The sequence below is a fragment of the Mesorhizobium sp. ISC15 genome (genome assembly GCF_037162615.1).
Classification (GTDB): Bacteria; Pseudomonadota; Alphaproteobacteria; order Rhizobiales; family Rhizobiaceae; genus Mesorhizobium; species Mesorhizobium mediterraneum.
In genome coordinates this window covers 2,560,751-2,584,824 of sequence record NZ_JAVSPX010000001.1, presented here as the reverse complement: position 1 = coordinate 2,584,824, position 24,074 = coordinate 2,560,751, and the positions used below count along the sequence as shown (strand labels likewise).

The window sequence follows — 24,074 nt, the reverse complement described above, 5'->3', positions numbered from 1 at the left end:
CGCTGTACTATCTGCGAAAATACCGAAATAGGGAGGATGCAGGTGCAGACCAAGAAGATCATCAATGACGGCAACCGCACCGTCGACGAGATGCTGGAAGGTATCCTGGCCGCGCATCCCCGCCATCTCAAAAGCGCTGAGGGAAGTCCGCGCTCCATCATCGCCCGCGATGGGCCGCGGGAAGGCAAGGTTGGCCTCGTCATCGGCGGCGGCTCGGGCCACGAGCCTACCTTCCTCGGTTTCGTCGGCAAAGGGCTGGCCGACGCGGCGGCGATCGGCAATGTCTTTGCGTCGCCGCCGCCGGACCCGATCCTCGAATGCGCCAAGGCGGTCAGCGGCGGCGCCGGCGTGCTGTTCATGTATGGCAACTATGCCGGCGACGTGATGAATTTCGACATGGCAGCCGAGATGGCGGCGATGGACGACATCGAGGTGCGCACCGTGCTGACCACCGACGACGTGGCATCGGCGCCGCGTGACCAGCGGCAAAAGCGGCGCGGTGTCGCTGGCAATTTCTTCATCTTCAAGGCTGCCGGTGCCGCCTGCGACCGGATGCTCTCATTCGATGAATGCGAGCGCATCGCCAGGAAGGCCAACGATCACACTTTCACCATGGGCGTGGCGCTATCGCCCTGTTCGCTGCCGCAGACCCGCCGGCCGAATTTCGAGATCGGGCCGGACGAGATGGAGATCGGCATGGGCATTCATGGCGAGCCGGGCATTGCGCGCGGAAAACTGAAAACCGCCGACGAGATCACCGACGAGATGCTGGACAAGATCTTCGACGAGATGGCGCCAGCGCGCGGCGACAAGGTTGCCGTGCTCGTGAACTCGCTTGGCTCGACGCCGCTTATGGAACTCTACATCATGAACCGGCGGGTGAAGCGTCGGCTGGATGACATCGGCGTTTCAGTTCACGCGACCTGGGTCGGCAATTATTGCACCTCGCTCGAAATGGCCGGCGCCTCGGTGACGCTGATGCATCTCGACGACGAATTGCAGACGATGCTCGACCATCCTTGCGACTGCGCCATGTTCCGCGCCGGCTGAAAGCAGCATCTATGACATCCATCGACACCACCGATCTGAAAACAATGTTCGATGCGATCGCGGTGGCGATCGAAGCCGACAAGGACAGGCTCTGCCAGTTAGACGGCGTCATCGGCGACGCCGATCATGGCATCGCCATGGCGCTCGGCTTTGGCGCGGTGCGCGATGCGCTGGCTTCGCTGGACCTCGCGGCGACCGAGCCGACAGCTCTCCTCAACACCGCCGCGAAATCGTTCCTCAACGCCGTCGGCGCTTCGTCAGGTCCGCTCTATGCGACGGCCTTCATGCGTGGTGCGGCCGCCGTCAAGGGCAAGGCGACCTTGGCGGGTGCCGATTTCATCGCCCTGTTCCGGGCGATGGCGCAAGGCATCCAGGATCGCGGCAAGGCCGAGATCGGCGAGAAGACGATGGTCGACGCCTGGCTGCCGGCGGCGCAAGCAGCGGCCGCTGCGGATGCCGCCGGCAAGACCCTGTCCGAAAGCCTGGCAGCTGCCCTTGAAGCAGCCGAACGGGGCGCCGAGGCGACCAAGGACATGATCGCCGCGAAGGGCCGCTCGTCGCGGCTCGGCGAGCGGTCGCTCGGGCATATGGACCCTGGCGCCGCGTCGGCTGTCACCGTGATTGGCGCGATGCGGAAAAGCCTGGGTTAGAGCAATTCCAGGAAAAGTGTGAAAAGGTTTTCCGTCCGGAATTGCGCAAAAACAAAGAGATAGAGCGGTTCGGCGTTTCCGTGAAACGATGAAGCGCTCTAGCCCAGCTTCGCCGCGTCGAGCCTGTCGATCGCCTGGACATTGCCGGCCGATGGTCCCTTTTCGTCGAACTCCGATGCGAGCCAGGCGTCGACGATCGACTTGGCCAGTTCCGGGCCGATGACGCGGGCGCCCATGGTGATGATCTGGGCATTGTTGGATTTCGCGGCGCGCTCCGCCGAATAGGTGTCGTGGGTGAGTGCGGCGCGAATGCCGGGCACCTTGTTGGCCGAGATCGAAACGCCGATGCCGGTGCCGCAAAACAGGATGCCGCGATCGTTCTCGCCGTCGAGAATGGTCTGAGCGAGCTTCTGCGACAGGTCGGCATAGTAGCCGGCCTGGCTGAGGTCGCTGACGGCGAGGCCGGGTTTGGTGGCGAGATGCGCGGCGATGACGTCGAGCAGCGGCTTGCCGGCGCTGTCGGCTCCAATGGCTATTTTCATTTTATTGTCCTTTCCTGTTCATTCGATGTTAGATCGCCGCCGAGGCGCGCCCGAGGATGTCGATATAGCCTTCCGCCTGCCAGGCCGAGCGGCCAATGAACAGCCCGTCGATATGCGGCTGGCCGATCAGTTCGGCGGCATTTTGCGGATTGACGCTGCCGCCATAAAGCACCGGCGGTATGGCCGGCAGGAGATCGCCGGCGATCTTCTTGATCAGCGCCTGCTGCCGGCCGGCATAGTCAGAGCTTGCCGGAATGCCTTTGTCGCCGATCGCCCAGACCGGCTCGTAAGCAAACAGGATTTTTTCTCCCCTTGCCTCGCCTTCGAGGAATTGCAATGCGCCTTGCACCTGCGCGGTCAGCACTGCATTGGCCCGCCCGTCTTCGCGCTCGGCAAGCGTCTCGCCGACGCAGATGAGCGGCACCAACCCGTGCTTCACCGCCGCCGCGGTCTTGAGGCCGACCGCCTTGTCGGTCTCGCCGAAATGCTCGCGCCGTTCGCTATGGCCGAGCTCGACGAGGTCGAGCCCGCAATCCGTCAGCATCACCGGCGAGACCTCGCCGGTCCAGGCTCCGGCGTCGGCCCAATGCATGTTCTGGGCGCCGACCTTGACCCGCGTCGAGGCCAACGCCTTCTTGACCTCGCGGACCGCCGTGAAGGGCGGGATGACGAAGGGTTGGATGCGGTCGTCGAAACCGGGGACGAACCCCGCCAGCGCCTTGGCGAATTCAGTCGCCTCGGCAAGCGTCTTGTTCATTTTCCAGCTTGTGCCGACCCAGTAAACCATGCGTCCTCCTTCTAGAGCCTGTTCCATCCCGCGTAGCGGGATGGGGCTCTATCTTCTTCTTTGACCATGATCTTTTCCGAAAACCGGTTCCCACTTTTCGGGATCATGGTCTAGTCCTTCTCGACCAGTGTTAGCGAAACGCCGGCGCCATCCAACACCTCGCGCATCTGGGGTTCCAGTTCGCGACCGGTGAAGACGGCGTCGAACGCCTTGAGATCGGTCAGGAAATGCAGCGCCGTGCGGCCGAACTTGCCGTGATCGACCAGCAGATATTTGCGCGCGGCGGCGGCCATCATCAGCCGCTTGGTATGGACCACTTCCTGGTCCTGGTGGAAGGCGGAAGCGCCGTGGATGGCCGACGACGACAGGAAGGCCACATCGGCGCGCAACGATCTCAACGTGTCCTCGGCAAGCAGGCCGAAGAAACCGTGAAACTTCTTGCTGTACTGGCCACCGAGCGCGATCAGGGTGATCCCGCCAACGCCTGCCAGATCCTGGATGACGGCCAGATTGTTTGAGATCACGGTCAGCGGGCGGAGATCCGCAAGGTGACGCGCAATGCCGCCGGCGGTCGAGCCGTCGTCGATGATCACCGTCTGGCCCGGCTCGATCATCGCCACTGCGGCAGCCGCCAAGCGCTGCTTCTCCTCACCGGCCTGCTTCTGACGGTAGCGGAAATCACTCTCGAACAGGCCGCTCGGCTGGATCGAGGCGCCGCCGCGCACCTTGCGCAGGAAGCCGCTTTCCTCAAGCTCGTCGAGGTCGCGATGGACGGTCATCTTCGATACACCGAAGCGCGTGGAAAGGTCATCGACGCTGGCCGTGCCAGTGTCCATCAGAAAATCCATGATGCCTTGCCGCCGGCCGTCGCTCTTCATGTCCAGCCTGTTCCCTGAATCCGGCTCGTTGCGAGTCCACCGTGGCGGAAACGGCGAGCCACAGCCATTATAACAGAGTAAATCGCATATGCGTCAGATTTTTTGTGATGATGTTACATTTCTTTGGGATATTATTCGCTTTTGATTGCTGTCTTGTAACAAGAATTGCTCCCGGCGGCATGGCCAAAGGTTGCGGTTCTCTGGAAATCCGGCCAGAAGCATCAGTGGGCTGAACGACGACCGGACGGCTCGCAACCATAGGCTTGAAACCAAATACGGGAGACTATTGGGTGGCTCGCATTACATTGAGACAATTGCTCGACCATGCCGCCGAACACGGCTATGGCGTGCCTGCGTTCAACATGAACAATATGGAACAGGGCCTCGCCATCATGGAGGCCGCCGAGGAGACCAAATCGCCGGTCATTCTGCAGGCGAGCCGCGGGGCCCGGGCCTATGCCAACGACGTCGTGCTGGCCAAGCTGATCGACGCGCTCGTCGAGATCCATCCCGATATCCCGGTCTGCATGCATCTCGACCACGGCAACAACGAGGCGACCTGCGTGACCGCGATCCAGTACGGCTTCACCTCAGTGATGATGGACGGGTCGCTGAAGGAAGACGGCAAGACGCCGGCCGATTACGATTATAATTCGGGCATCACGCGGCGCGTCGTCGACATGGCGCACTGGGGCGGCGTGTCGGTGGAAGGCGAGATCGGCGTTCTCGGGTCCCTGGAGATGGGCGGCGGCGAACAGGAAGACGGCCACGGCGTCGAAGGCGCCGTCAGCCACGACCAGTTGCTGACCGATCCGGAGCAGGCGGTGCAGTTCGTCAAGGACACGCATGTCGATGCGCTGGCCGTCGCCATGGGCACCAGCCACGGCGCCTACAAGTTCTCGCGCAAGCCGGACGGCGCGGTTCTGGCCATGAACGTGATCGAGGAGATCCATCGCCGGCTGCCGAACATGCACTTGGTCATGCACGGCTCGTCGTCGGTGCCGGAAGAGCTGCAGGAGATCATCAACAAATATGGCGGCCAGATGAAGCCGACCTGGGGCGTGCCGGTCGAGGAGATCCAGCGCGGCATCAAGCACGGCGTGCGCAAGATCAACATCGACACCGACAACCGCATGGCGCTGACCGGCGCGATCCGCAAGGTGCTGACTGAGAACCCGAGCGAATTCGACCCGCGCAAATATCTGACGCCGGCAATGGCCGCGATGAGGAAGCTGTGCAAGGAGCGCTTCGAGCAGTTCGGCACTGCCGGCAACGCGCCCAAGATCAAGCCGCTGCCGGTCTCGGAAATGGCCAAGCGCTACAAGTCGGGCAGCCTCGATCCGAAATTCGGCTGACGTATTCTGGTTCTGAACAGGAGCCGCATCGGCTCCTGTTCATCTATCCTGCTCGCGGCAGGAGAGCGGCTCTGCCGGTCTCGATAAACGGCGCCCAGTAGTCGACCGACTCGCGGATCATGGCGACGACCTGATGGTCGACCGGCTCGCGTTCGCGAAACGACAATTCCAGGCAGATCTCGTTGTCGACGCCGCCGCCGCGGCGAACCGTCTCCAGGAATTTTTCCGGTGTGATGCGGCCGTCCTTGTTGTAGGCGGCAATGAACGGCCAATGACCGCCCTTATTCATCGAGGACTGCTTGATGTGGATGATCGGCGATACTTTGGGAAACGCTTCGGCCCAGGCATAGGGATCGATGTCTTCCGGATTGCTCGACGTGACGTCGCCATGGTCGATATCGACCATCATCTCCATCGGGATGGCCATGCCGGCTGCTTCGATCTCGCTCTGCAGGGCCCGGCAGCTCTCGATCGTGTGGCCGAATTCACGGCCGACCGACATCGGCTCCCAGAAGAGGTAGCTCAAACCGGCCGCCTTGGCATGCTCGGCAACCTCGCGCCAGCATTCCAGCGCGATGTCGAAAAGCCGCGCGCGACGCTCCGGATTGTCGAAATCCCTGTGCGTGAAGATCGCAAACTGCGTGCCCATGCCGCTGGCGCCGAGCTCGGCGGAAATATCGGCAAAGGTCTTGAACCAATCGACATAGTAGCGGCGCACATCGGCGTCAGGGTGGCCGAAATGATTGAGCCTGCCGTAGGGGCCGGTCATCCCCGACGTCACGCGCACACCGGTGCGGTCGAGCGCGGCGCGGAACAGGTGGAGGAATTTCGAGATCGTCGCCGCCGGCCAGCCGGGATTGACGAATTCATGCGTCAGCTGCACGTCTCTGATGCCGATGTCGTAAGCGATCGCATCGATCAGATCGTCCGGTTCGGCAAAGCGATTGACCAGCGGATTGGTGTTGAGGGAAAGCGTAAAGGCCATCAGCTTGCTTTCACCAGCCGGCTCGCGCACCAGTCCTCGAAAGTGGTTCTTTCTGCGGCGGACAGATGCAGCGCATGCTTGGTGCGCCGTTCGAGAATATCGGCTGATGTCAGCGCCCATTCGTGCTCGAACAAATAATTGGCTTCGCGTTCGAAGAAATCCTTACCGAAGCACCGCCCCAGGTCGGTGAGCGACTGGGCCGCACCGACCAGAACCCGCGTCCTGGTGCCGTAGAGCCGGCCATAGTGCTTGACCAGCGACGCCGGCATCCAGGGATATTCGCGGCCGAGATCGCCGAGAAACTGCTCGAAGTCGGCGTTGGTGATATCGCCACCCGGCAGATAGCTTTTCGACGTCCATGGCTTGCCCATTTTCGGAAAGAACGGGGCGATCTTGTCCAGCGCGTGCTCGGCCAATTTGCGGAAGGTGGTGATCTTGCCGCCGAAGACGGAGAGCAGCGGCGCCTGCCCGGCCGATGCGTCAAGCTCGAAAATATAGTCGCGCGTCACCGCGCTCGGATTGTCGGCGTTGTCGTCATAGAGCGGCCTGACGCCCGAAAACGAGTAAATGACATCGCTGCGGGCAAGCCCGCGTTTGAAGTAGCGGTTGACCACCTTGATCAGGTAGTCGACCTCGCTGGCATCCGCCGCTACGTCTTCCGGCCGCCCATCATAGGGAATGTCGGTGGTGCCGATCAGCGCCAGATCGTTCTGGTAAGGATTGATGAAGATAACGCGCTTGTCGCTGTTCTGGACGAGATAGGCCTGCCGCCCTTCCCAGAATTTCGGCACGACGATGTGGCTGCCCTTGACCAGGCGCACGTTCCGCTTGGAATTCTGGCCGGCCACGCGGTTGATGATATCATTGACCCACGGCCCGGCGGCGTTGATCAGCGCCCGCGCCCGAACCGTGGTCCTGACGCCGGTTCGGCTGTCGCGCATCTCGACCGACCACAGGTCGTTTTCACGGCGGGCGGCGGTGCAGGCGGTTCGCGTAAAGACCTTGGCTCCGCGCTCCGCCGCATCGAGCGCATTGATGATGACGAGACGGGCGTCGTCGACCCAGCAGTCGGAATATTCGAAACCGCGCTTGAACGCGTCCTTGATCGGCGCGCCTTCGGGCGCGGTGCGCAGGTTGAGCGTTCGGGTGCCCGGCAGCCGCTTGCGGCCGCCGAGATGATCGTAGAGGAACAGGCCGAGCCGGACCAGCCAGGCCGGCCGGTCGTCAGGGCTGTGCGGCAGCACGAAGCGCATCGGCCAGATGATGTGGGGAGCGGATTCGAGCAGCACTTCGCGCTCGATCAACGCCTCGCGCACCAGCCGGAACTCGTAATATTCGAGATAGCGCAGGCCGCCATGGACGAGCTTTCCGGATCGCGAACTGGTGCCTTCGGCAAGATCGTCTTTTTCGCACAGAATGACAGAAAGGCCGCGGCCGGCTGCGTCGCGCGCGATGCCGGCGCCGTTGACACCGCCGCCGATGACGAAGAGGTCGACGATTTCAGTGGCGCCGCTCATCTCGCCGGATCCTCTATGCGTAACAGGTACTTCATGGCTGCTGCGCTTTCAGCATGGATTGATAGGCGGAAGACCGGCGATAAAGCGACGCACCTCTTCGGCGGCCTGCTCGGCGGCATAGGTCACCGTGCGCACCGAGGCACCGGCGATATGCGGCGTCAACGTGACGTTCGGAAGCTGCAGCAGCGGCCAGTCGGCAGGCACCGGCTCGACCGCGAACGTCTCCAGCATGGCGCTGCCGATGTGTCCCGAGACGAGAGCATCGTAAAGCGCGTCGTAGTCGACCAGCGGCCCACGCGCGGTGTTGATGAAGATCACCCCGGGTTTCATCCGCGCGATGGTGTCCTTGTTGATCAGCCCGCGGGTCTCTTCGGTTACTCGGGAATGAAGCGTGACCACATCTGAGCGGGACAGGAGATCGTCGAGCGCGACTAACTCGACGCCGGCATTGCGGTCTTCGGCGCTCAGTTGCACATAGGGATCGGACACCAGGATGCGGCATCCGAAGGCGCGCAGCAGGCGGACCAGCCTGGTGCCGATGTTGCCATAGCCGATGACGCCGACAGTCATTTCGTTGAGCTCGCGGCCGGTGCGGTCGGCCCGGTAGAGATCGCCGCGCCATTCCCCCTTGCGCAAGGCTTCGTGCCCGACCCGGATCAGTCGCGTCTCGGCAAGGATAGCGCCTATGGTGAACTCGGCCACAGCACTCGCATTGCGTCCCGGCACGTTGACGACGGTGATGCCGTGGGCCTTGGCGGCGGCCATGTCGATGTTGATCGGGCCGCCGCGCGATACCGCAACCAGCTTCAGCGCGGGCAGGCGTTGCATCATGGTCTCGGAGAGCGGCGCAAGCTGGGTGACGAAGATCTCGGCATCCCCGATGAAATCGACCACCTCGTCCGGATCGCCAAAATACTCCTTGACCTTGTCGAGGCCGAGCGCCGCATTGCCGAATTCCATCGGCTCGTCGGGCCATGCCGCCTCAAGGGTACGGATATCGAGATTGTCGCCGCAGGCCTTCTCGATTTTCTCGCGAAACACTTCGGGAAGCATGAAGCGGTCGCCAATGATTGCAATCTTCTTACGCATGCTCGACTTCTCAGTTTGCCCTGGATGCGGCCATCGAACGCCAGACCGGCCGCAGCGCCTCATGCGCCAATGTGTAGGACGGAACCGCCCGCTCATAGATCGCGGCGAGTTCTCGGTCGCTCGGCTCCGCCGCGCCAAGCAGCGGCGTGACCCATTCGCCGACGCATTCATCCATCGACTTGTATTGGCCGACGCAGACCGCAGCGATCATCGCGGCGCCCGCAGCACCGGCTTCCTCGCGTTGGCTGGTGCGAATGGCCGCGCCGACGACAGCACCCAGGATCTTGCGCAGAGCCGGGCTTCTGGCTGCACCGCCGGTCAGCCGGATTTCGCTCGGCAGCGGCCCCATGGCGGCATAGCAATCGCGTGCCGCGAAGGCCAGCCCCTCGAAAACGGCGCGGACCATGTCGGCGTAGCCGTGCCGTGACGAAATGCCGACGAAGCCGGCCCTTGCATTGGCGTCGACGAACGGCCCCCGCTCGCCGGCCTCCGACACATAGGGCTGATAGAGCAGCGACGCCGGCTCGGATGACGATATCCATTCATCGACCAGCGCGATCATCTCGCCATTGGTGCGCGTTATGCCTTGCGAGGCGAGTATGCCGGAGGCGAGGCTAAGGACCCAATCGATGTTGAGTGTCGCCGCCATGTTCGACTGCATCTGCGCAAAGACGCCGGGCACCGGCATCGTCATCGTGTAGCCGGTCGCGGCTTCGTTGAGCAGCACCTCGTCCGGCGTCTGCGCAAGCCGCATATGCATGCCGGTGGAGCCGATGATGGAGCAGCCGGGCTTGCGCTCGCGGTCGAGCAGGCCGGCGCCGAGCGCGGTGCAGGCCACGTCGACATAGGCCAGCACGACCGGCGTACCGGCGAGCAGCCCAGTCGCTCCGGCGGCCGCCGCCGACAGGCCGGCGCTATGCCTGGTGCCGTCGACGATCGGCGGCAGCAAATGCCTGAGATCAGTGACGCCGAGCACCTCAAGCACCTCGTCGCAATAGCCGCGGGTGCGGAAGTCACCGAAGGTGAAGGTCCCTTCCGACGGGTCGGTGGCGCGCTCGCCGGTCAGCTTGTAATAGAGCCAATCCTTGCAGTGGAACGCCGTCGCCGCCCTGCCAAGCATTTCGGGCATGTTGCGCTTCATGAAGGCGAACTGCGGTCCCTGCTGGCAGGCGGCTAGACCGCTGCCGGTCTTTTCGAAGCGCAGCCGATCCTCCGGTCGCGCCCGGATCTCCTCTACGACCCCTGCAGCGCGCGCGTCGAGCCACAGCCAGCCCTTCGAGACCGGCTCACCGTCCTTGTCGATCAGCCAGGTGCCATCACCCTGTCCGGTCACGGCGATCGCGATGGTGCGGCTGGCGAGGTCCGGCACCTTGTCGGCAAGCTGGCGCAAGGTGGTCGCGGTATCGGCCCAGGTGCGCGCCAGATCCTGCTCGGCGCCGCCGCCCGGCAACGTCTCATACCGGTTCGGCACCGCCGCGGCCGCGAGCTGCCGGCCCGCCGTGTCGAAGGCGACCGATTTGATGACAGACGTGCCGGCGTCGATGCCGATCAGCACATCCCGCATCAGGCAAGCTCCATGCCGTGCGAAATGGCCATGCCGCTGGACTGATCGAAGACGTGCAGGTTTTTCGGATCGATGCTGATGTTGATCGGCGCGCCAAGCTCCAGCCGGGTCCGGTCATGTTCGACCAGGACCAGCGAGCCGCCGGCGAAATCCGCCGCTATATGCGTCTGGTCGCCGAGCCACTGGTTGGCCGAAACCGTGGCCGGCACGCCGTCCTTCGAGCGGCGAACCGCATAGGGCCTGATGCCGATGACGACCCGCTCCCGCTTGAGCAATTCGTCGCGAACCGCGCCGCTGAACGCGTCCTTGTCATAATCAAGCGAAAGCCCGTCGGGTAGCCGCAGATTGATCTTGTCGGCAGCCGTGCCGACATAGGCCTCGAAGACATTCATCGGCGGCTCACCGACGAAGGTGCCGGTGAAAAGGTTGGCCGGCCGCTGCTTGATCATGTCGGGCGTGTCGAACTGCTGCAAGACGCCGCCTTCCATCACCGCGATCCGGTCGGCCAACGCGTTGGCCTCGGTCTGGTCGTGAGTGACCAGGATCGCGGTCAAGCCACGCTCCTTGATGAAGTGCTTGATGCGGCCGCGCAGGACGGCGCGAAGCTGCGGCTCGAGCTGGCCCATCGGTTCGTCCAGCAAATGCAGATCGGCCTGCCGGATCAGCGCCCGGCCGAGGCTGGCGCGCTGCTGCTGGCCGCCGGAGATGGAGCTCGGATAGCGCTCAAGAATATCCTCAATCTCGAGCAGCTTGGCGATGCTGGCAACCTTCGCGTCAACCTCGCTTTTCGGCAGCTTGGCCGCCTTCAGCGCAAACGCCATGTTCTCGCGCACGGTCAGCGGCGGATAGAGCGAATAGCCCTCGAATGCCATCGCCACATTGCGCTTGACCGGCGCCAGCGTGTGCACCTTGCGGCCGGCAACCGAGATGGTGCCGCGCGAGACCTCCTCGAAGCCGGCGATCATGCGCAAAGTCGAGGTCTTGCCGCAGCCTGACGAACCGAGCAGGGCGACGATCTCGCCCTTGTCGATTTCGATCGTCAGATTCTGGACGGCATGCACGCCCCTGTCGATCGGACCGTAGAACTTGTCGACGCCTGAAATGGCGAGTGCGCTCTGGCTCATGCCGCTTCTCCGCTGCGCAAATTGACGACGTTCTTCGAGCCGATGCGGTCGCCGCTCGCACGATCGAACAGCAAAGCGCTTTTGCCGTCGACGGCGATGTGGGCCCTGCCTTCGCTCTGACCCGGTGTTCCGGCCGGCCGGGAGACCAGGATTTCGCGGCCGCGCACGGTGCGCACCAGCGTGACGATCTTTTCGTTGAGCGGCGTCTCGGCCTCGACCGTCACCGGTATGGCGGCCGGCGTGCCTTCATCGACGAAGCTCAGCGCTTCCGGCCGCAAGCCGATCACGCAATCGCGGCCGACCGTCGCATCATAGGCGCCCGTCAGATGGACCTGGACGTTCGACAGGCCGACATAGATGCCCTTGGCATCGCGCGACGGCTTGACGTCGAGCAGGTTGATGGTTGGATCGCCAAACAGCCGCGCGATCTCGATGTTCGCCGGCTCACGATAGATCTGCTCGGGCGTGCCGAGCTGCTTGATGACGCCTTGCGACATCACCGCGATGCGATCGCCGAGCGCCATGGCCTCCTTATAGTCCTGGGTGACGTAGACGACGGTCGCGCCACGGTCGGCCAAAAGCCTTGGCAATTCGAGCCGCATTTCGAAGCGCAGTTTGGCATCGACGTTGCGCAGGGGATCGTCGAGCAGGAGCACCGGCGGCGAGCCGACCAGAGCGCGGGCGAGCGCGGTGCGCTGCTTCTGGCCGTTGGACAGCGCCCGTGGCTTGTGGCTGAGCACATGGCTGATCTTGAGCAGCTTGGCGACGCTTTGGACGCCCGCCTTGATCGCACTTTGCGACGAACGGCTGGCTTCCAGCGGTGTCGCAATATTGTCGAAGGCGGTCATGTGCGGAAACAGCGCGAAATTCTGGAACGCCATGCCGACGCCACGGAACTCGGCATCGAGGTCGGTCATGTCTTCGCCGCCGATGAAGATCTTTCCTTCATCGGGGTCGATGACGCCGGCGACCAGCCGCAGCAGCACTGTCTTGCCGGCGCCGGACGGTCCGAACAGGACCAGGGTTTCGCCGTCGGCGACGGTCAGTGACAGATTGTCGAGAACAGTCTGGCTCTTGTAGCGCTTGACGACGTTTCGCAGTTCGAGGCTGGCCATGAGAACTATCCCTTTACCGCGCCGAGCGACAGGCCTTCGACGAGATAGCGCTGCGCATAGAGGGCGAGCGCCAGCGTCGGCGTGATCGACAGCACGATCGCCGCCGAGATCTGGCCATACTGGATGCCGGAGGAGGTGATGAAAGCCAGCGCGCCGACCGTCACCGGCTGCTTGTCGGCCGAGGCGAGCACCAGCGCGAAGACGAAGTTGTTCCAGGCGAAGATGAAGGCGAGCAGGCCGGCAGCCGCAATGCCGGGGCCGGCGAGCGGCAGCGCGATCTTGCGGAAGGTGGCGAACCAGGAATGGCCGGCGATGCGATAGGCGTATTCGATGTCGGCCGGAATGTCCTCGAAATAGCCGCGCACGATCCACAGGATCAGCGGCAGGCAGATCAGCTGATAGACCCAGATCAGCCCGATATAGGTGTTGGCAAGTCCAAGCTTCTGGAAATAGAGGGTCAGCGGCAGGAGCACCAGCAGCGCCGGCGCAAACCTGAATGACAGCAGCGTGAAGGCGATGTTTTCCGAGCCACGAAACTTATGCCGCGCAAAGGCATAGGCCGCGGGAACGCCGAGCAACAGCGCGACGGCGACCGAAGTGACCGACAGGAACACCGAATTCCAGAGGTTGCGCATGAAGGCGATGTCGAGCGTACCGGCCGCCGTCGTCAGCTTTCCGGTGATGAGCGCGGTGTAGTTGGCCAGCGTCGGCTTGAAGACAAGCTGTGGCGGAATCCGCAGGATGGTCTCGTTGGTCTGGAACGACATCATGAAGATCCAGACGATCGGGAACATGAAGAAGATCACCACCAGCGTGAGTGCCGCACCGCGCAGGATGCGTTCGAGAAGCGAGGTGTGTTCCATCCCGGCCTCCTATGCCTGGCCGCGGGCGCGTTCGCGCAGCCGCAGCCAGTTCTTGATGAAGATGTTGGACAGGAAGTAGGTGATCGCCCACAGGATGATCATCAGCGCCGCTGAACGGCCGACATTGGTCGACTGGAAGAAGTTGAGGTAAGCCTCGACCTGGAAGACGGTCAGCGTATCGCCCGGACCGCCCTGGGTCATGGCATAGATGATGTCGAACTGCTGGATGGAATCAAGCAGCCGGAACAGCGTCGCCGTCAGGATGTAGGGCGTCAGCATCGGCAAGGTGATGCGGAAGAACACGAAACTCCTCGGCACACCGTCAAGGGCTGCCGCCTCGAAGGGCTGCGTCGGCAGGCTGCGCAGGCCGGCAAGCAGCAGGATCATGATGAACGGCGTGTAGACCCAGATGTCGACAAGAACCACGGTGAAAAGTGCGGTCGACGGCGACGAGGCCCAGCGGAAATCCTGCAGTCCGATCAGGCTGGCGAGATAGCTCAGCACACCGAAGCCGGGATTGGTCATCAGCTTCCACATCAGCGCGGCGAGCGCCGGCGCCGTCATCAGCGGCATCAACAGCATGATCGAGATGAAGTTGTTCAGCGTCGAACGCTTCTGCAGCAGCAGGGCGATGCCGAGACCGAGAAGCAGCTCGAGCAGAACGGTGATACCGGCATAGAGCAGCGATATCTCCAGCGTGTTCCAGAACCTCGGGTCAGTGAAAAAAGAGATATAATTGTCGCCCCAATTGAACTGCCGCGCCCAGGGCTGGCTCAGCCGGTAGCGCTGGAACGAATAGACGACCGATGTGAAGAACGGGATCAGGATACCGATGCAGACGAGCAAGGCCGGCAGGCTGAGCACATAGGGCAGCACCCTCTTGCTGATCCTGAAGCCGGAAGGTCTGTTTCTTTGCATTGTCGCCGCAGTCATCGTGGCTCACCCGTCATCTCTGTTGCTTCGCCCTGCCGGCCGCCCAGGGAGCTAGGCGGCCGGTTGGGCGAGTGGCGGCACCGCCAGTGGTTGAGCATCGGATTTTCCCAAAACCGGTTTCCACTTTTGGGTCCGATGCTCCAGGCGCCGCTTCGCAGTGGAATGGCCGGCTGGCCCGCAAAAGCAGGCCAGCCGTTCGCCAGGACTCAGCCGAGCCCGGCTTCCTTGAGCTGGCCGTCGACGCTGGTGGCCAACATGTCGAGGCCTTCGTCGACCGGCACTTCCTTGGCCACCATCTTCTGCAGCGTCGCCGCCCATTCAGTGGTCAGATCGAAGAACAGCGGCTGCGGGGTGAACTTGATGCTGGCGCCCGGCGCCGAGACGTCGAACATCTCGACATAGCCCGGATAGCTCTTGTTCAGCTTCTCGCGGAACATCTCGTCCTTCCAGACCGACTGACGGACCGGATTGACGAAATCCATCTTGGTCGCGCCGAATAGCGCATGCTCGGGCCCTGATGCCCATTGCATGAAGTACCAGGTGGCGTCCTTGTCCTTCGAAAAATTGGACATCGACAGCGACCAGATCCAGATGTTGGGCGTCGGCGCCTTGGCGGCGGGATTGGCCTTGAAGGCGGAAAAGGCGAGCTTGCCGGCCATCTTGTTGTCGCCGCCGTTCATGAAGTAGCCGAGGATGTCGGCGTCGAAGATCATCGCCGAGGCGCCCGCACCGAGATCGGTGCCGACCTGATACCAGGTATAGGTCGACCAGTCCTTCGGACCGCTCTCCTGGATCATCTGGACCCACTGCTTGTGGAAAGCCTTGGATTCGGCGGTGTTCATCGCGGCCGACAATTTGCCGTCAGCCGAGACATTCAGGTCCTTCTGGTCAAAGTTGGCGTAAGCCGACAGGAAGCCGGGATGGATCGTCGCCCAGGAGCGCGAGCCGCGCACGCCGATGCCGTAGACGCCGCCACCAACATCCTTGGTAAGCTTCGCCGCCGTAGCGACCATCTCGTCCATATTGCCGGGAACGCTGACGCCGACCTTGTCGAACATACCCTTGTTGTAGGTGATGTTGTTCTGTTCGAAGCCCCACGGAATGCACCACTGCTTGGCGTCGTCGGAGCCGAGCACGCCGCCAGGCTGGCCGTTCCAGGCGCAGGACTTCCTGACACCGGGCAGAAAGTCGTCCCAGGCATAGTTCACGTTGGTCTTGGTCGGATCCTTGATCCACTCGTTGAGGTCGGTGATCCAGCCGGCCGGGCCGTAGGTCCAGGTCATGTAGGCGCCGGTCATGAAGGCATCGTATTCAGGCGAGCTGGCCGACAGCGCAGCGGTGACCTTGTCGAAATAGACGTCTTCTGGAAACACGTCATAGACGACTTCCATGCCGGTCAACTTCTTGAAGTTTTCGAGGTTGGCGATCATCGCATCCGCATAAGGATGCTTGTTGAGCAAGAGCTTGATGGTCTTGCCCTTGTGCGCCTGCCAGTCGAAATCCGCGGCGAGCGCGCGGGTCTGCCCCATATTGAGCAGCGTGCCGGCCGTGCCGGCGGCAAGGCCCATTGCGCCAAGGCCCTTGATCAGCCCACGACGATCGACTTGTCCGCGCAGGAACGCATCGATCAGGTCTTTTTCTTTCTCATGCATTTGTCTTCTCCTCCACAGGGTAGTTTCAATCGAATGGTTGCCGGCTACCCGACCGGCGTCTGCTCCACGAGTGATCGCGCCGTCCGCTCATCGGTGACCAAGCCCTTGAGATAGCGGCCCTCCAACACCGATTTGATGGCACGAACCTTCACCTTGCCGCCGGCAACGGCGACAATCCTGCGATTGCTGATATCTTCGCGGGCCAGCGCCAGCGCCCGGTTGGAAAGCGTCGTCTCGACCGCCTTTCCAGCATCGTCGAAGAAATGGCCGAGCAATTCGCCGACGCCCCCCTTGCGGCGGATCTCCTCCATTTCGCCCTTTTCGATCATGCCGGTGGCGACCAGCGACGCCTCGCGCTCGGCAGTGCCGATACCGGCAATGAGCAGGTCGGCGGCCTTGCCGAGATCGAAGACCTCGCTGATGCCCTTCTGCCCGAGCAGCACGGTTCGATCCTCGACCGTGTTGGCGAACATCGGCACCGGCATCACATAGGCTTCCGCGCCGGTCCGTTCGGCCAGACGGTGTATGACATCGTGCGGATTGGCCGAGAACTTGCGCGTCAGGCCGCCAAGCAGCGAGACGAAGCGGGTCTTTTCGGCCGATATGCGCGGCAGATACTCCACGCAGGCGGCGAGCGTGCGGCCATGACCGACGCCGATCAGCGTATCCTCGCCACGTTCGATCTCTCGCTTGAGAAACTGCGCGCCGGCGATACCGAGCGCCTTGAGGGGCAAGTCTTCGCCATCGAAGTCGGGAACGACCTCGCAGTAATCGAGGCCGTAGCGGCTGGACAACTCGTCTTCGAGCGCCACGCATTCCGACACTTCGCCGTCGATATAGACTTTGACCAACCCTTCCTGATTGGCCTTGGTGATGAGGCGGTGCGCCTTGAGGCTGGTCAGGCCCAGCCGCTTGGCGACCTCCGACTGGGTCAGGCCGCCAGCATAATGAAGCCAGGCGGCACGCGTCGCCATACTGGTCTCATCGTCGCGCAGGAGGCCGTTTCCAAAACCAACCATTTCCGCCCTAAGATATTTTTATCAGTTGGTGCAAAATTTTTCACAAGGCGCCGCCGGAGTCAAGCACTACGTGGTTCAAATCACGCTAAGCAGGCCAAAAACCGGCCATTGGCTGCCGTGGAGCGAAAGACCATCATTGACCCGGCCCGGATTTAAAACGTTTGCAATCTGACTGAAACGCATTACAAACGCTTCAAACACTTCGTTCGGGAGGATCGGTGCCGGCACGCGTCACTACGCTCAAGGAACTTGCTGCGCAGCTCGACCTGTCGATCACCACCGTGTCGCGGGCGCTTGCCGGCCATCAGCAGATCGCCTTGAAGACGCGCGAACGCGTCACTGAAGCCGCGCGTCAGGCCGGCTACGTGCCCAACACGGCAGCCCGCACGCTGGTCTCAGGCCGCAGCGGCTTTGTCGGCATGGTGCTGCCGATCCGCGGCGCCAATCTGGTCGATTCCTTTCTCGGCGAATTCGTCACCGGGCTTGGCGAAGGGCTGGTTTCGCATGGCACCGACCTGATCCTCGCTGCCGTGGCACAAGGCCAGTCGGAACTTTCCGTGCTTCGCCATGTTGTCGAATCCGGACGTGCCGATGGCGTCGTCGTCACCCGCATCGCCGAAGTCGACGAACGGCTCGCTTACCTGCGCCAACGCAATTTCCCGTTCGTCGCCCATGGCCGGCTGCTCGACACCGACTTTGCCTACAACTGGCTCGACACCGATGGCGCGCACGCCTTCGGCGAAGCCTTCGATATGCTCTACGATCTCGGGCACCGCCATCTCGGCCTGGTGACGATCGCCGAGCCGATGACGTTTCGCCATCTGCGGCAAGACGGGCTCGCCGCAGCGATCGCGCGCCGAGGCGATCCGTCAGTCAGGCTCGATGTGGCGACAGCGCCGCGCTTCGATCGCGGCGCCCGCATCCAGGCCATCAACCGGCTGCTGCATGCTGACGAACGGCCGACGGCCATCGTCGCGCTGTTCGACGAACTGGCGCTCAATGTCATGGAAGAGGCCACCCGCGCCGGCCTGACCATCCCTCGCGACCTCTCGGTCATCGGCTTCGACAACATCGCCGCCTCGGCCTATGCGCCGCCGGGCCTCACCACATTCGATGCCTCGATCCGCCAATGCGCGCGCGAGATCGGCGAGATGCTGTTGACCGTCATTGGCGACGGGTCCGCCGCACCGCTGACGCGGCTGATCCGGCCGACCTTGGTTTCGCGGGCAAGCCATGGCCCAGCACCCACAGGACCGGCACCCGTAGGAAAAAACTGACGCCGGGGCGGCGCACAAGCAGTGAGGAAGACCACGATGAATGCGTTGAAGACATTGGCCGGCGCCGCACTCGCACTGTCGATCGCGATCGGCGGCGCGCAAGCCCAGGTGCTGTTCTGGTCGACGCAGGCGCGGCCTGTGGAGGAGACACAGAAAATGCGCAGCGAAGTGCTGAAGGCATTTGACGGACAGGTCGACTACCAAGTCGCCGAGGACGGGCCCTGGCTCACCCGCCTCCAGGCCGAGCTGCAGGCCGGCTCCGGAACCATCGGCGTGCTCGGCGGCCTGCACGGAGACTTCTCCACGGTCGGCGCGGACCTTGTCGATCTGTCCGGCGTCGATGTCGGCGGTGTCAAGCTCAATGAAGACTACAAGAAGCTCGGCATGCTCGGCACAGGTGAACAGAAATATATGCCGTGGATGCAGGCCACCTTCCTGATGGCGGCCAACAAGCAGGCGCTGCAATATCTGCCGGCAGGCGTCGATCTCAACACCATCACCTATGACCAGTTGATCGAATGGGCGAAGAACATCGCCGAGAAGACCGGCTCGCCGAAATTCGGCTTCCCGGCCGGACCGAAGGGGCTGAAGCACCGTTTCTTCGAGGGTTTTCTCTACCCATCCTACACCGGCTCGATGGTGACCAAGTTCCGCTCGGCGGAGGCCGAGACCGCGTGGAATAAGTTCAAGGAATTGTGGCAGTACACCAACCCGAATTCGACCAACTATGCCTTCATGCAGGAGCCGCTGCTGACCGGCGAAGTGTGGGTGGCGTTCGACCACGTGGCGCGGCTTGCCGATGCGTTCAACCAGAAGCCCGACGAGTTCGTCGCCTTCCCGGCGCCGGCCGGCCCTGCGGGTCGCGGCTACATGCCGGTGGTCGCCGGCGTCGCCATTCCGAAGACCTCGCCGGACGTGGACAAGGCCAAGGCACTGGTCGCCTACATGCTGAAGCCGGAAACACAGATCGCGACGCTCAAGGCCACCAACTTCTTCCCCGTGGTCGACGTCAAGCTGCCCGACGACATGCCGGCCTCTGTGAAAGCCTTTGGCCCGGTGATCGCCACCATGACCGGCGCTTCGGATGCGCTGCCGGCGCTGCTGCCAATGGGGCTCGGCGATCTCGGCGGCAAGTTCAACCAGGTCTACACAGACAGCTTCGAGCGCATCGTGCTCGGCGGCCAGGATGTGCGTGGCGTGCTCGAGGAACAGGCGACGGCGCTCAAGGCGCTCATCGACCAGTCCAAGGCACCGTGCTGGGCGCCCGACAAGCCATCCGAAGGCGCCTGCCCGGTCGACTAGAATCCTCCCGAGGGGCGTCCGGAACCTGTTGCGCTCCGGGCGCCCACCCTTTCATACGCCGCACCGAGAACACACCATGCACGGCAAGGCCCTGCCCTATCTGCTGCTGATGCCGGCGACGCTGTTCCTGTGCGTCTTCTTCCTCTACCCGTTCGCGCTGGTCGCCTTCGAGGCTTTCACCCGCGATGGCGGCTTCACGCTGGACAATTTTCGCACCATGACCGGCAACTGGAAATTCCCGGTCGCATTCTGGAACACAATCCTGCTCGCAGCTATCGTCGTGCCGATCCAGCTGGTCATGGCGCTGTTGATGGCCACGGTGGTGTCCAGGCTCGAAACCGGGCGGGGTGCGGCGCTCTACATCTTCGCCATTCCGCTCGGCATCTCCGATCTCGCCGCCGGGCTGATCTGGCTGGCCATCTTCGACCAGTCGGGCTTCCTCAACACGCTGCTGTCCAACCTTGGCCTCGTCGACAGGCCCGTCATGTTTCTCGGCTACCAGAGCAAGCTGACCATCTTCGTCGCCGTGGTGCTGGCCGAGATCTGGCGCGCGACCGCAATCATGATGGTCATCCTGGTCGCTGGCATGGGGCTCATCCCGCGGGAATATCACGAGGCAGCCGAGGTCTTTGGCGCGAGCCCGTGGAAGCGCTTCGTCAAGATCACGCTCCCCTTGCTGCGTCCCAGCCTGCAGACGGCGATCATCCTGCGTGTCATCCTCGCCTTCGAGGTTTTCGCCGTGGTGGCGGCGCTCGGCGGCACCAATTTTCCGGTGCTGATGGGTGAGACCTACAACTGGCAATTCTCGTTGCAGGACCGCAACGTTGCCGCCGCTTTCGCGCTGCTCATCCTCGCCATCTCGGTCGGGCTCACGCTGTTCTTCCTGCGAGTGCTGCGCGTGCCGAAGGAAGCACGCATATGAGCGCCGTCGCAGAGATGCCAATCGCCGCGCCCGCGGCCCGTAAGGCCGGCAACTGGCTGCTGGTTGCCACCGTCATCCTGCTCTCCGTCTGGGTGCTGCTGCCGATCTATCTTCTGATAGTCAACGCCTTGTCGTCGCCGGAAGAGGTCACTGCCTTTCCGAAACGCTTCTTCCCTTCCTTCGATTTCGGCAGCCTGTCTTTCTTCATCAATTTCGCCGGCGTCGGCAGGGCGCTGTGGAACTCGGTCCTCGTCGCCACGCTGACGATGATCCTCTCGATCGGCTTCGGCGCGCCCGCCGGCTACGCGCTGTCGCGCTTCGATTTTCCGGGCAAGGGCACGTTCCGTTTCCTGGTGCTGATGACCCGCGCCTTTCCGCTGCCGCTGCTGGCGCTGCCACTTGCGGTGATGTTCATCCGCACCGGCCTCGACGACACCGCCATCGGGCTGGCGCTGGTCCACACCACGCTGGCGCTGCCCTTCGCGGTGCTGATCACCTTTTCACTGTTCTCAGGCATTCCGGTAGAGCTCGAGGAAGCGGCTTGGACGCTCGGCTGCACCCGCCTACAGGCTTTTCGCAAAGTCATCCTGCCGCTGGCACTGCCCGGCATCGCGGCCTCGGCGGTCTTTGCCTTCACCATCTCCTGGAACGAGGTGTTTGCCGCCGCCGTGCTCACCATAGAGAACCGGACGCTGACCGCCTTCCTGCTGCAGAGCCTCGGCGAGTCGCCGCTCTATCTCAAATTCGCCGGTGGGGCGGCACTGGTCATCCCAGCGCTGATCTTCATCTTTGCCGTCCGCAAATACCTGTTCGCCATGTGGGGGATCGCCAACCGATGACGCGCGAGAGGGAGAAAGCCGATGGCTGAGATCGCCATAAAACAGGTGGCCAGACGCTTCGGCGGCTTCACCGCGCTGCATTCGATAGACCTCACCATCGCCGACCAGGAATTCATGGTGCTACTCGGCGCCTCAGGCTGCGGCAAGACGACATTGCTCAGGATCGTCGCCGGATTGGAAACGCCGAGCCAGGGCGAGATCTGGATCGGCGGCCGTCGCGTCGATCATCTGCCGCCGCGCGACCGCGGCATCGCCATGGTGTTCCAGAACTATGCCGTCTTCCCGCATCTGACCGTATTCGAGAACATCGCTTTCGGTTTGCGCATGAAGAAATTGCCGCAGCAAGAGGTCGAACGCCGCGTCACCCGCACCGCCGAGCTCATGCATATCGAGCAATTGCTGAAACGCTATTCGGGCCAGCTCTCCGGCGGCCAGCGCCAGCGCGTGGCGGTGGCCCGCGCGCTCGCCATGGAGCCCGACGTCATCCTGATGGACGAGCCGCTGTCCAACCTCGACGCGCTGCTCCGGCTCGAAATGCGCGCCGAGCTCAAGGGCGTGCTTGCCGCGTCCAAGACCACCACCATCTACGTCACCCATGACCAGGTCGAGGCGATGAGCCTCGCCGACCGCATCGCCGTCATGCATCAGGGCCGTATCGTCCAGGCCGCCTCGCCGGTCGAGGTCTATCGCAATCCGGCCGCACGCTTCGTCGGTTCCTTCATCGGCAATCCACCGATGAATTTCATCCCCGCGACGAAGACTGCGAACGGCAGCTGGACCGTCGCCGGGCTGACGCTGCCCGGCCCTAAATCGGACAAGCACAAAATTGAATTCGCCATTCGCCCCGAAGATGTCGACGCAGGTGACGAGGGGCTGCATGCCACCGTGCGCGTCGTCGAGCCGCTCGGTCCGCATACGCTGGTCACCTGCGATGTCGAGGGTGGGCTGTTTCGCGCCATCCTCGAATCGAGCGCTGCGATCGCCGTCGGCGACCACCTGCGACTTGCGCCCAAAGCCGATCGCATCCGCTGGTTCGACCCTGAAACCACCAACGCCCTTTGATCCCGCCAACGCCCTTCAATCCCGAAAGTACGAACGCTTCAATGATCTCTCTTGCCGTCAACGAAACCATCGCCCGTGCCGTCGAGGTGCTCAGGGAAAACGACCACGGCGACTACACCATCCCGACCAAGGGCCTCTATCCGTTCCAGTGGAATTGGGATTCCTGCCTGACCGCTCTCGGTCTTGCCCACTATGACGAGGCGCGCGCCTGGACCGAGATCGAGACGCTGTTCGCCCATCAATGGCCGGACGGCATGGTGCCGCATATCGTCTTCCATGTCCTGAACGACAGCTATTTCCCCGGGCCGGAGGTCTGGAGAACCAACCGCCCGACTGCCACCTCCGGCATCACCCAGCCGGCGGTGGCGGGCTTTGCCGTGCGCCGTCTGTTCGACCGGGCCAAGGATAAGAAACTGGCGGCCGAGCGCGCCCGCGCGCTGCTGCCGAAGATCGACGCCTGGCATCGCTGGTTCTACGAAAACCGCGATCCAAGGGGCGAAGGATTGGTCGCAATCATTCATCCATGGGAGTCCGGCCGCGACAACTCGATCGACTGGGACGACGCCTTCGAGCGGGTGCCGACCGAAGGCGTCGAGGCCTACACACGCCGCGACACCCTGCATGCCGACCCGGCGCACCGGCCGACCAAGGCGCAATATGACCGCTACCTCTGGCTGCTGCAGCATTTTCGCGCACTTGGCTGGGACAATGCAAAGCTGCACGATGCCTCACCCTTCCAGATCGTCGATCCCGGCTTCAACGCCATCCTGATCCGCTCAGCGGCCGACCTTGCCGATCTCGCCGAGACGCTTGGCGAAATGGAGATCGCAAAAGCCAATCGCGCCCGCGCCGAAAAAGGGCTTTTGGCGATGGAGCGGCTGTGGAGCGATGCGCACGGCCAATATCTCTGCCTCGACCGCGCTATGGGAAAGCTCGTCGACAGCGCTTCGGTGGGCGGCATCCTGCCGGTCTTCTCGGCCATCCCGAAACCCCGTATCGCTGCAATCGCCGCCACCATCGAGCGTATCGCCGGCAAGGCACGCTATATCGTCCCGTCGCACGACCTCGATGATCCGCGCTTCGACGCCAAGCGCTATTGGCGCGGGCCGGTCTGGCTGGTGGTCAACTACATGATCGCCGACGGCCTTGCCGCCTCTGGCCACACGCAGGTTGCGCAGCGGATCACGCGGTCGAGCGTCGACCTGATCGCCGAGAGCGGCTTTGCCGAATATTACGATCCGCTCAGCGGCGAACCGCTCGGCGGCGGCCGTTTCACCTGGACGGCGGCAATGGTGATCGAGTTCCTGAAGAGTGAGAGATGAGTTAAATGGGGTTCTTGCCAAAGACCCCATTTCAGCGTGCCGTCCAGAATGGTCGAGCGGATGTTGTCGCCGACCTGCATTGCGGCCCCCATAGGTTTGACAAATAGCAGGCCGCGCCTATGGTCGACCTGTTACAGGAGCGACGCATGGCGAAAACAACCGGCTGTATTTTTGGCGGGTTTTCCGCTCGTTTGCCGGACGACAGAAATCGGCTGCCGTCGCTTTCG

22 protein-coding genes are annotated in these 24,074 nt (G+C 62.9%); 9 read left to right on the top strand and 13 right to left on the bottom strand.

Translation table 11 applies throughout. The features are described from left to right. Window positions 1-36 precede the first annotated feature (36 nt). Window positions 37-1,050, top strand: coding sequence for a dihydroxyacetone kinase subunit DhaK (locus RPG13_RS12455; protein ID WP_337125132.1), 1,014 nt, complete (start codon window positions 37-39; stop codon window positions 1,048-1,050). 11 nt (window positions 1,051-1,061) lie between these two features. Further along, a complete protein-coding gene (gene dhaL, locus RPG13_RS12450) occupies window positions 1,062-1,700 on the top strand; it encodes a dihydroxyacetone kinase subunit DhaL (RefSeq protein WP_337125131.1) in 639 nt (212 codons plus the stop codon). 98 nt (window positions 1,701-1,798) lie between these two features. Here dhaL and derI read toward each other — a convergent pair whose 3' ends face one another. The 3 genes from derI to RPG13_RS12435 all read right to left on the bottom strand — a co-directional run bounded on the left by derI (window position 1,799) and on the right by RPG13_RS12435 (window position 3,907). Continuing rightward, the gene (derI, locus tag RPG13_RS12445) at window positions 1,799-2,242 is read right to left on the bottom strand and encodes a D-erythrulose-4-phosphate isomerase (protein WP_095483850.1); all 444 of its coding nucleotides are present in this window, start codon (window positions 2,240-2,242) and stop codon (window positions 1,799-1,801) included. A 28-nt stretch (window positions 2,243-2,270) separates the two neighbouring features. After that, entirely contained in the window at window positions 2,271-3,029 is a 759-nt protein-coding gene (locus RPG13_RS12440) for a triose-phosphate isomerase (protein ID WP_337125130.1), read from the bottom strand. A gap of 110 nt (window positions 3,030-3,139) precedes the next feature. Then, on the bottom strand, window positions 3,140-3,907 hold the full coding sequence (locus RPG13_RS12435; RefSeq protein ID WP_126103394.1) for a DeoR/GlpR family DNA-binding transcription regulator: 768 nt from the start codon (window positions 3,905-3,907) through the stop codon (window positions 3,140-3,142). A 290-nt stretch (window positions 3,908-4,197) separates the two neighbouring features. Here RPG13_RS12435 and fba point away from each other — a divergent pair, with 290 nt between their 5' ends. Beyond that, window positions 4,198-5,262 carry a class II fructose-bisphosphate aldolase gene (fba, locus tag RPG13_RS12430; RefSeq protein WP_095483847.1) on the top strand — a complete coding sequence of 355 codons (1,065 nt, stop codon included), beginning with the start codon at window positions 4,198-4,200 and terminating at the stop codon, window positions 5,260-5,262. 43 nt (window positions 5,263-5,305) lie between these two features. Here the strand turns inward: fba and RPG13_RS12425 are convergent, their stop codons facing one another. The 10 genes from RPG13_RS12425 to RPG13_RS12380 form a co-directional block, all read right to left on the bottom strand. After that, the gene (locus RPG13_RS12425; RefSeq protein WP_127203679.1) at window positions 5,306-6,247 is read right to left on the bottom strand and encodes a sugar phosphate isomerase/epimerase family protein; all 942 of its coding nucleotides are present in this window, start codon (window positions 6,245-6,247) and stop codon (window positions 5,306-5,308) included. Continuing rightward, entirely contained in the window at window positions 6,247-7,764 is a 1,518-nt protein-coding gene (locus tag RPG13_RS12420) for a glycerol-3-phosphate dehydrogenase (RefSeq protein ID WP_127203678.1), read from the bottom strand. The genes RPG13_RS12425 and RPG13_RS12420 overlap by 1 nt, the downstream gene beginning before the upstream one ends. 48 nt (window positions 7,765-7,812) lie before the next feature. Then, complete coding sequence (locus tag RPG13_RS12415; RefSeq protein WP_292219669.1) at window positions 7,813-8,853, bottom strand: 2-hydroxyacid dehydrogenase; 1,041 nt, start codon at window positions 8,851-8,853, stop codon at window positions 7,813-7,815. A 10-nt stretch (window positions 8,854-8,863) separates the two neighbouring features. Then, window positions 8,864-10,417, bottom strand: a complete 1,554-nt coding sequence (locus tag RPG13_RS12410; RefSeq protein WP_337125129.1) for an FGGY-family carbohydrate kinase — start codon at window positions 10,415-10,417, stop codon at window positions 8,864-8,866. After that, window positions 10,417-11,541, bottom strand: coding sequence for an ABC transporter ATP-binding protein (locus RPG13_RS12405; protein ID WP_128243576.1), 1,125 nt, complete (start codon window positions 11,539-11,541; stop codon window positions 10,417-10,419). The genes RPG13_RS12410 and RPG13_RS12405 overlap by 1 nt, the downstream gene beginning before the upstream one ends. Then, a complete protein-coding gene (locus RPG13_RS12400) occupies window positions 11,538-12,656 on the bottom strand; it encodes an ABC transporter ATP-binding protein (RefSeq protein ID WP_128243575.1) in 1,119 nt (372 codons plus the stop codon). The genes RPG13_RS12405 and RPG13_RS12400 overlap by 4 nt, the downstream gene beginning before the upstream one ends. Window positions 12,657-12,661: 5 nt before the next feature. Further along, window positions 12,662-13,519, bottom strand: a complete 858-nt coding sequence (locus RPG13_RS12395; protein WP_337125128.1) for a carbohydrate ABC transporter permease — start codon at window positions 13,517-13,519, stop codon at window positions 12,662-12,664. Window positions 13,520-13,528: 9 nt separating this feature from the next. Then, window positions 13,529-14,452, bottom strand: a complete 924-nt coding sequence (locus RPG13_RS12390; RefSeq protein ID WP_126103401.1) for a carbohydrate ABC transporter permease — start codon at window positions 14,450-14,452, stop codon at window positions 13,529-13,531. 206 nt (window positions 14,453-14,658) lie between these two features. Continuing rightward, window positions 14,659-16,104 carry an ABC transporter substrate-binding protein gene (locus tag RPG13_RS12385; protein ID WP_127203671.1) on the bottom strand — a complete coding sequence of 482 codons (1,446 nt, stop codon included), beginning with the start codon at window positions 16,102-16,104 and terminating at the stop codon, window positions 14,659-14,661. A gap of 44 nt (window positions 16,105-16,148) precedes the next feature. After that, window positions 16,149-17,123, bottom strand: a complete 975-nt coding sequence (locus RPG13_RS12380) for a sugar-binding transcriptional regulator (protein WP_095483838.1) — start codon at window positions 17,121-17,123, stop codon at window positions 16,149-16,151. A gap of 218 nt (window positions 17,124-17,341) precedes the next feature. Between RPG13_RS12380 and RPG13_RS12375 the strand changes: the two genes are divergently transcribed. The 6 genes from RPG13_RS12375 (at window position 17,342) to RPG13_RS12350 (ending at window position 23,847) form a co-directional block, all read left to right on the top strand. Then, window positions 17,342-18,400 carry a substrate-binding domain-containing protein gene (locus RPG13_RS12375; protein ID WP_337125127.1) on the top strand — a complete coding sequence of 353 codons (1,059 nt, stop codon included), beginning with the start codon at window positions 17,342-17,344 and terminating at the stop codon, window positions 18,398-18,400. Window positions 18,401-18,436: 36 nt separating this feature from the next. After that, complete coding sequence (locus RPG13_RS12370; protein ID WP_292623189.1) at window positions 18,437-19,702, top strand: ABC transporter substrate-binding protein; 1,266 nt, start codon at window positions 18,437-18,439, stop codon at window positions 19,700-19,702. A gap of 76 nt (window positions 19,703-19,778) precedes the next feature. Next, the gene (locus RPG13_RS12365; protein WP_126103405.1) at window positions 19,779-20,624 is read left to right on the top strand and encodes a carbohydrate ABC transporter permease; all 846 of its coding nucleotides are present in this window, start codon (window positions 19,779-19,781) and stop codon (window positions 20,622-20,624) included. Next, complete coding sequence (locus tag RPG13_RS12360; protein WP_126103406.1) at window positions 20,621-21,463, top strand: carbohydrate ABC transporter permease; 843 nt, start codon at window positions 20,621-20,623, stop codon at window positions 21,461-21,463. Before RPG13_RS12365 ends, RPG13_RS12360 begins: the two co-directional genes overlap by 4 nt. A gap of 21 nt (window positions 21,464-21,484) precedes the next feature. After that, a complete protein-coding gene (locus tag RPG13_RS12355; protein ID WP_337125126.1) occupies window positions 21,485-22,525 on the top strand; it encodes an ABC transporter ATP-binding protein in 1,041 nt (346 codons plus the stop codon). A 41-nt stretch (window positions 22,526-22,566) separates the two neighbouring features. Then, window positions 22,567-23,847: an amylo-alpha-1,6-glucosidase gene (locus tag RPG13_RS12350; protein WP_337125125.1), complete on the top strand. Its 1,281-nt coding sequence runs from the start codon at window positions 22,567-22,569 to the stop codon at window positions 23,845-23,847. Window positions 23,848-24,074 lie beyond the last annotated feature (227 nt).

What these genes read in the sequence shown, in the direction of transcription:
- RPG13_RS12400 (WP_128243575.1), bottom strand. Translation starts at nt 12,656, where the DNA reads ATGGCCAGCCTCGAACTGCGAAACGTCGTCAAGCGCTACAAGAGCCAG.
- RPG13_RS12405 (WP_128243576.1), bottom strand. Translation starts at nt 11,541, where the DNA reads ATGAGCCAGAGCGCACTCGCCATTTCAGGCGTCGACAAGTTCTACGGT.
- RPG13_RS12355 (WP_337125126.1), top strand. Translation starts at nt 21,485, where the DNA reads ATGGCTGAGATCGCCATAAAACAGGTGGCCAGACGCTTCGGCGGCTTC.
- derI (WP_095483850.1), bottom strand. Translation starts at nt 2,242, where the DNA reads ATGAAAATAGCCATTGGAGCCGACAGCGCCGGCAAGCCGCTGCTCGAC.
- RPG13_RS12385 (WP_127203671.1), bottom strand. Translation starts at nt 16,104, where the DNA reads ATGCATGAGAAAGAAAAAGACCTGATCGATGCGTTCCTGCGCGGACAA.
- RPG13_RS12410 (WP_337125129.1), bottom strand. Translation starts at nt 10,417, where the DNA reads ATGCGGGATGTGCTGATCGGCATCGACGCCGGCACGTCTGTCATCAAA.
- RPG13_RS12390 (WP_126103401.1), bottom strand. Translation starts at nt 14,452, where the DNA reads ATGACTGCGGCGACAATGCAAAGAAACAGACCTTCCGGCTTCAGGATC.
- RPG13_RS12350 (WP_337125125.1), top strand. Translation starts at nt 22,567, where the DNA reads ATGATCTCTCTTGCCGTCAACGAAACCATCGCCCGTGCCGTCGAGGTG.
- RPG13_RS12380 (WP_095483838.1), bottom strand. Translation starts at nt 17,123, where the DNA reads ATGGTTGGTTTTGGAAACGGCCTCCTGCGCGACGATGAGACCAGTATG.
- dhaL (WP_337125131.1), top strand. Translation starts at nt 1,062, where the DNA reads ATGACATCCATCGACACCACCGATCTGAAAACAATGTTCGATGCGATC.
- RPG13_RS12360 (WP_126103406.1), top strand. Translation starts at nt 20,621, where the DNA reads ATGAGCGCCGTCGCAGAGATGCCAATCGCCGCGCCCGCGGCCCGTAAG.
- RPG13_RS12365 (WP_126103405.1), top strand. Translation starts at nt 19,779, where the DNA reads ATGCACGGCAAGGCCCTGCCCTATCTGCTGCTGATGCCGGCGACGCTG.
- RPG13_RS12425 (WP_127203679.1), bottom strand. Translation starts at nt 6,247, where the DNA reads ATGGCCTTTACGCTTTCCCTCAACACCAATCCGCTGGTCAATCGCTTT.
- RPG13_RS12395 (WP_337125128.1), bottom strand. Translation starts at nt 13,519, where the DNA reads ATGGAACACACCTCGCTTCTCGAACGCATCCTGCGCGGTGCGGCACTC.
- RPG13_RS12415 (WP_292219669.1), bottom strand. Translation starts at nt 8,853, where the DNA reads ATGCGTAAGAAGATTGCAATCATTGGCGACCGCTTCATGCTTCCCGAA.
- RPG13_RS12440 (WP_337125130.1), bottom strand. Translation starts at nt 3,029, where the DNA reads ATGGTTTACTGGGTCGGCACAAGCTGGAAAATGAACAAGACGCTTGCC.
- RPG13_RS12455 (WP_337125132.1), top strand. Translation starts at nt 37, where the DNA reads ATGCAGGTGCAGACCAAGAAGATCATCAATGACGGCAACCGCACCGTC.
- RPG13_RS12370 (WP_292623189.1), top strand. Translation starts at nt 18,437, where the DNA reads ATGAATGCGTTGAAGACATTGGCCGGCGCCGCACTCGCACTGTCGATC.
- RPG13_RS12435 (WP_126103394.1), bottom strand. Translation starts at nt 3,907, where the DNA reads ATGAAGAGCGACGGCCGGCGGCAAGGCATCATGGATTTTCTGATGGAC.
- RPG13_RS12420 (WP_127203678.1), bottom strand. Translation starts at nt 7,764, where the DNA reads ATGAGCGGCGCCACTGAAATCGTCGACCTCTTCGTCATCGGCGGCGGT.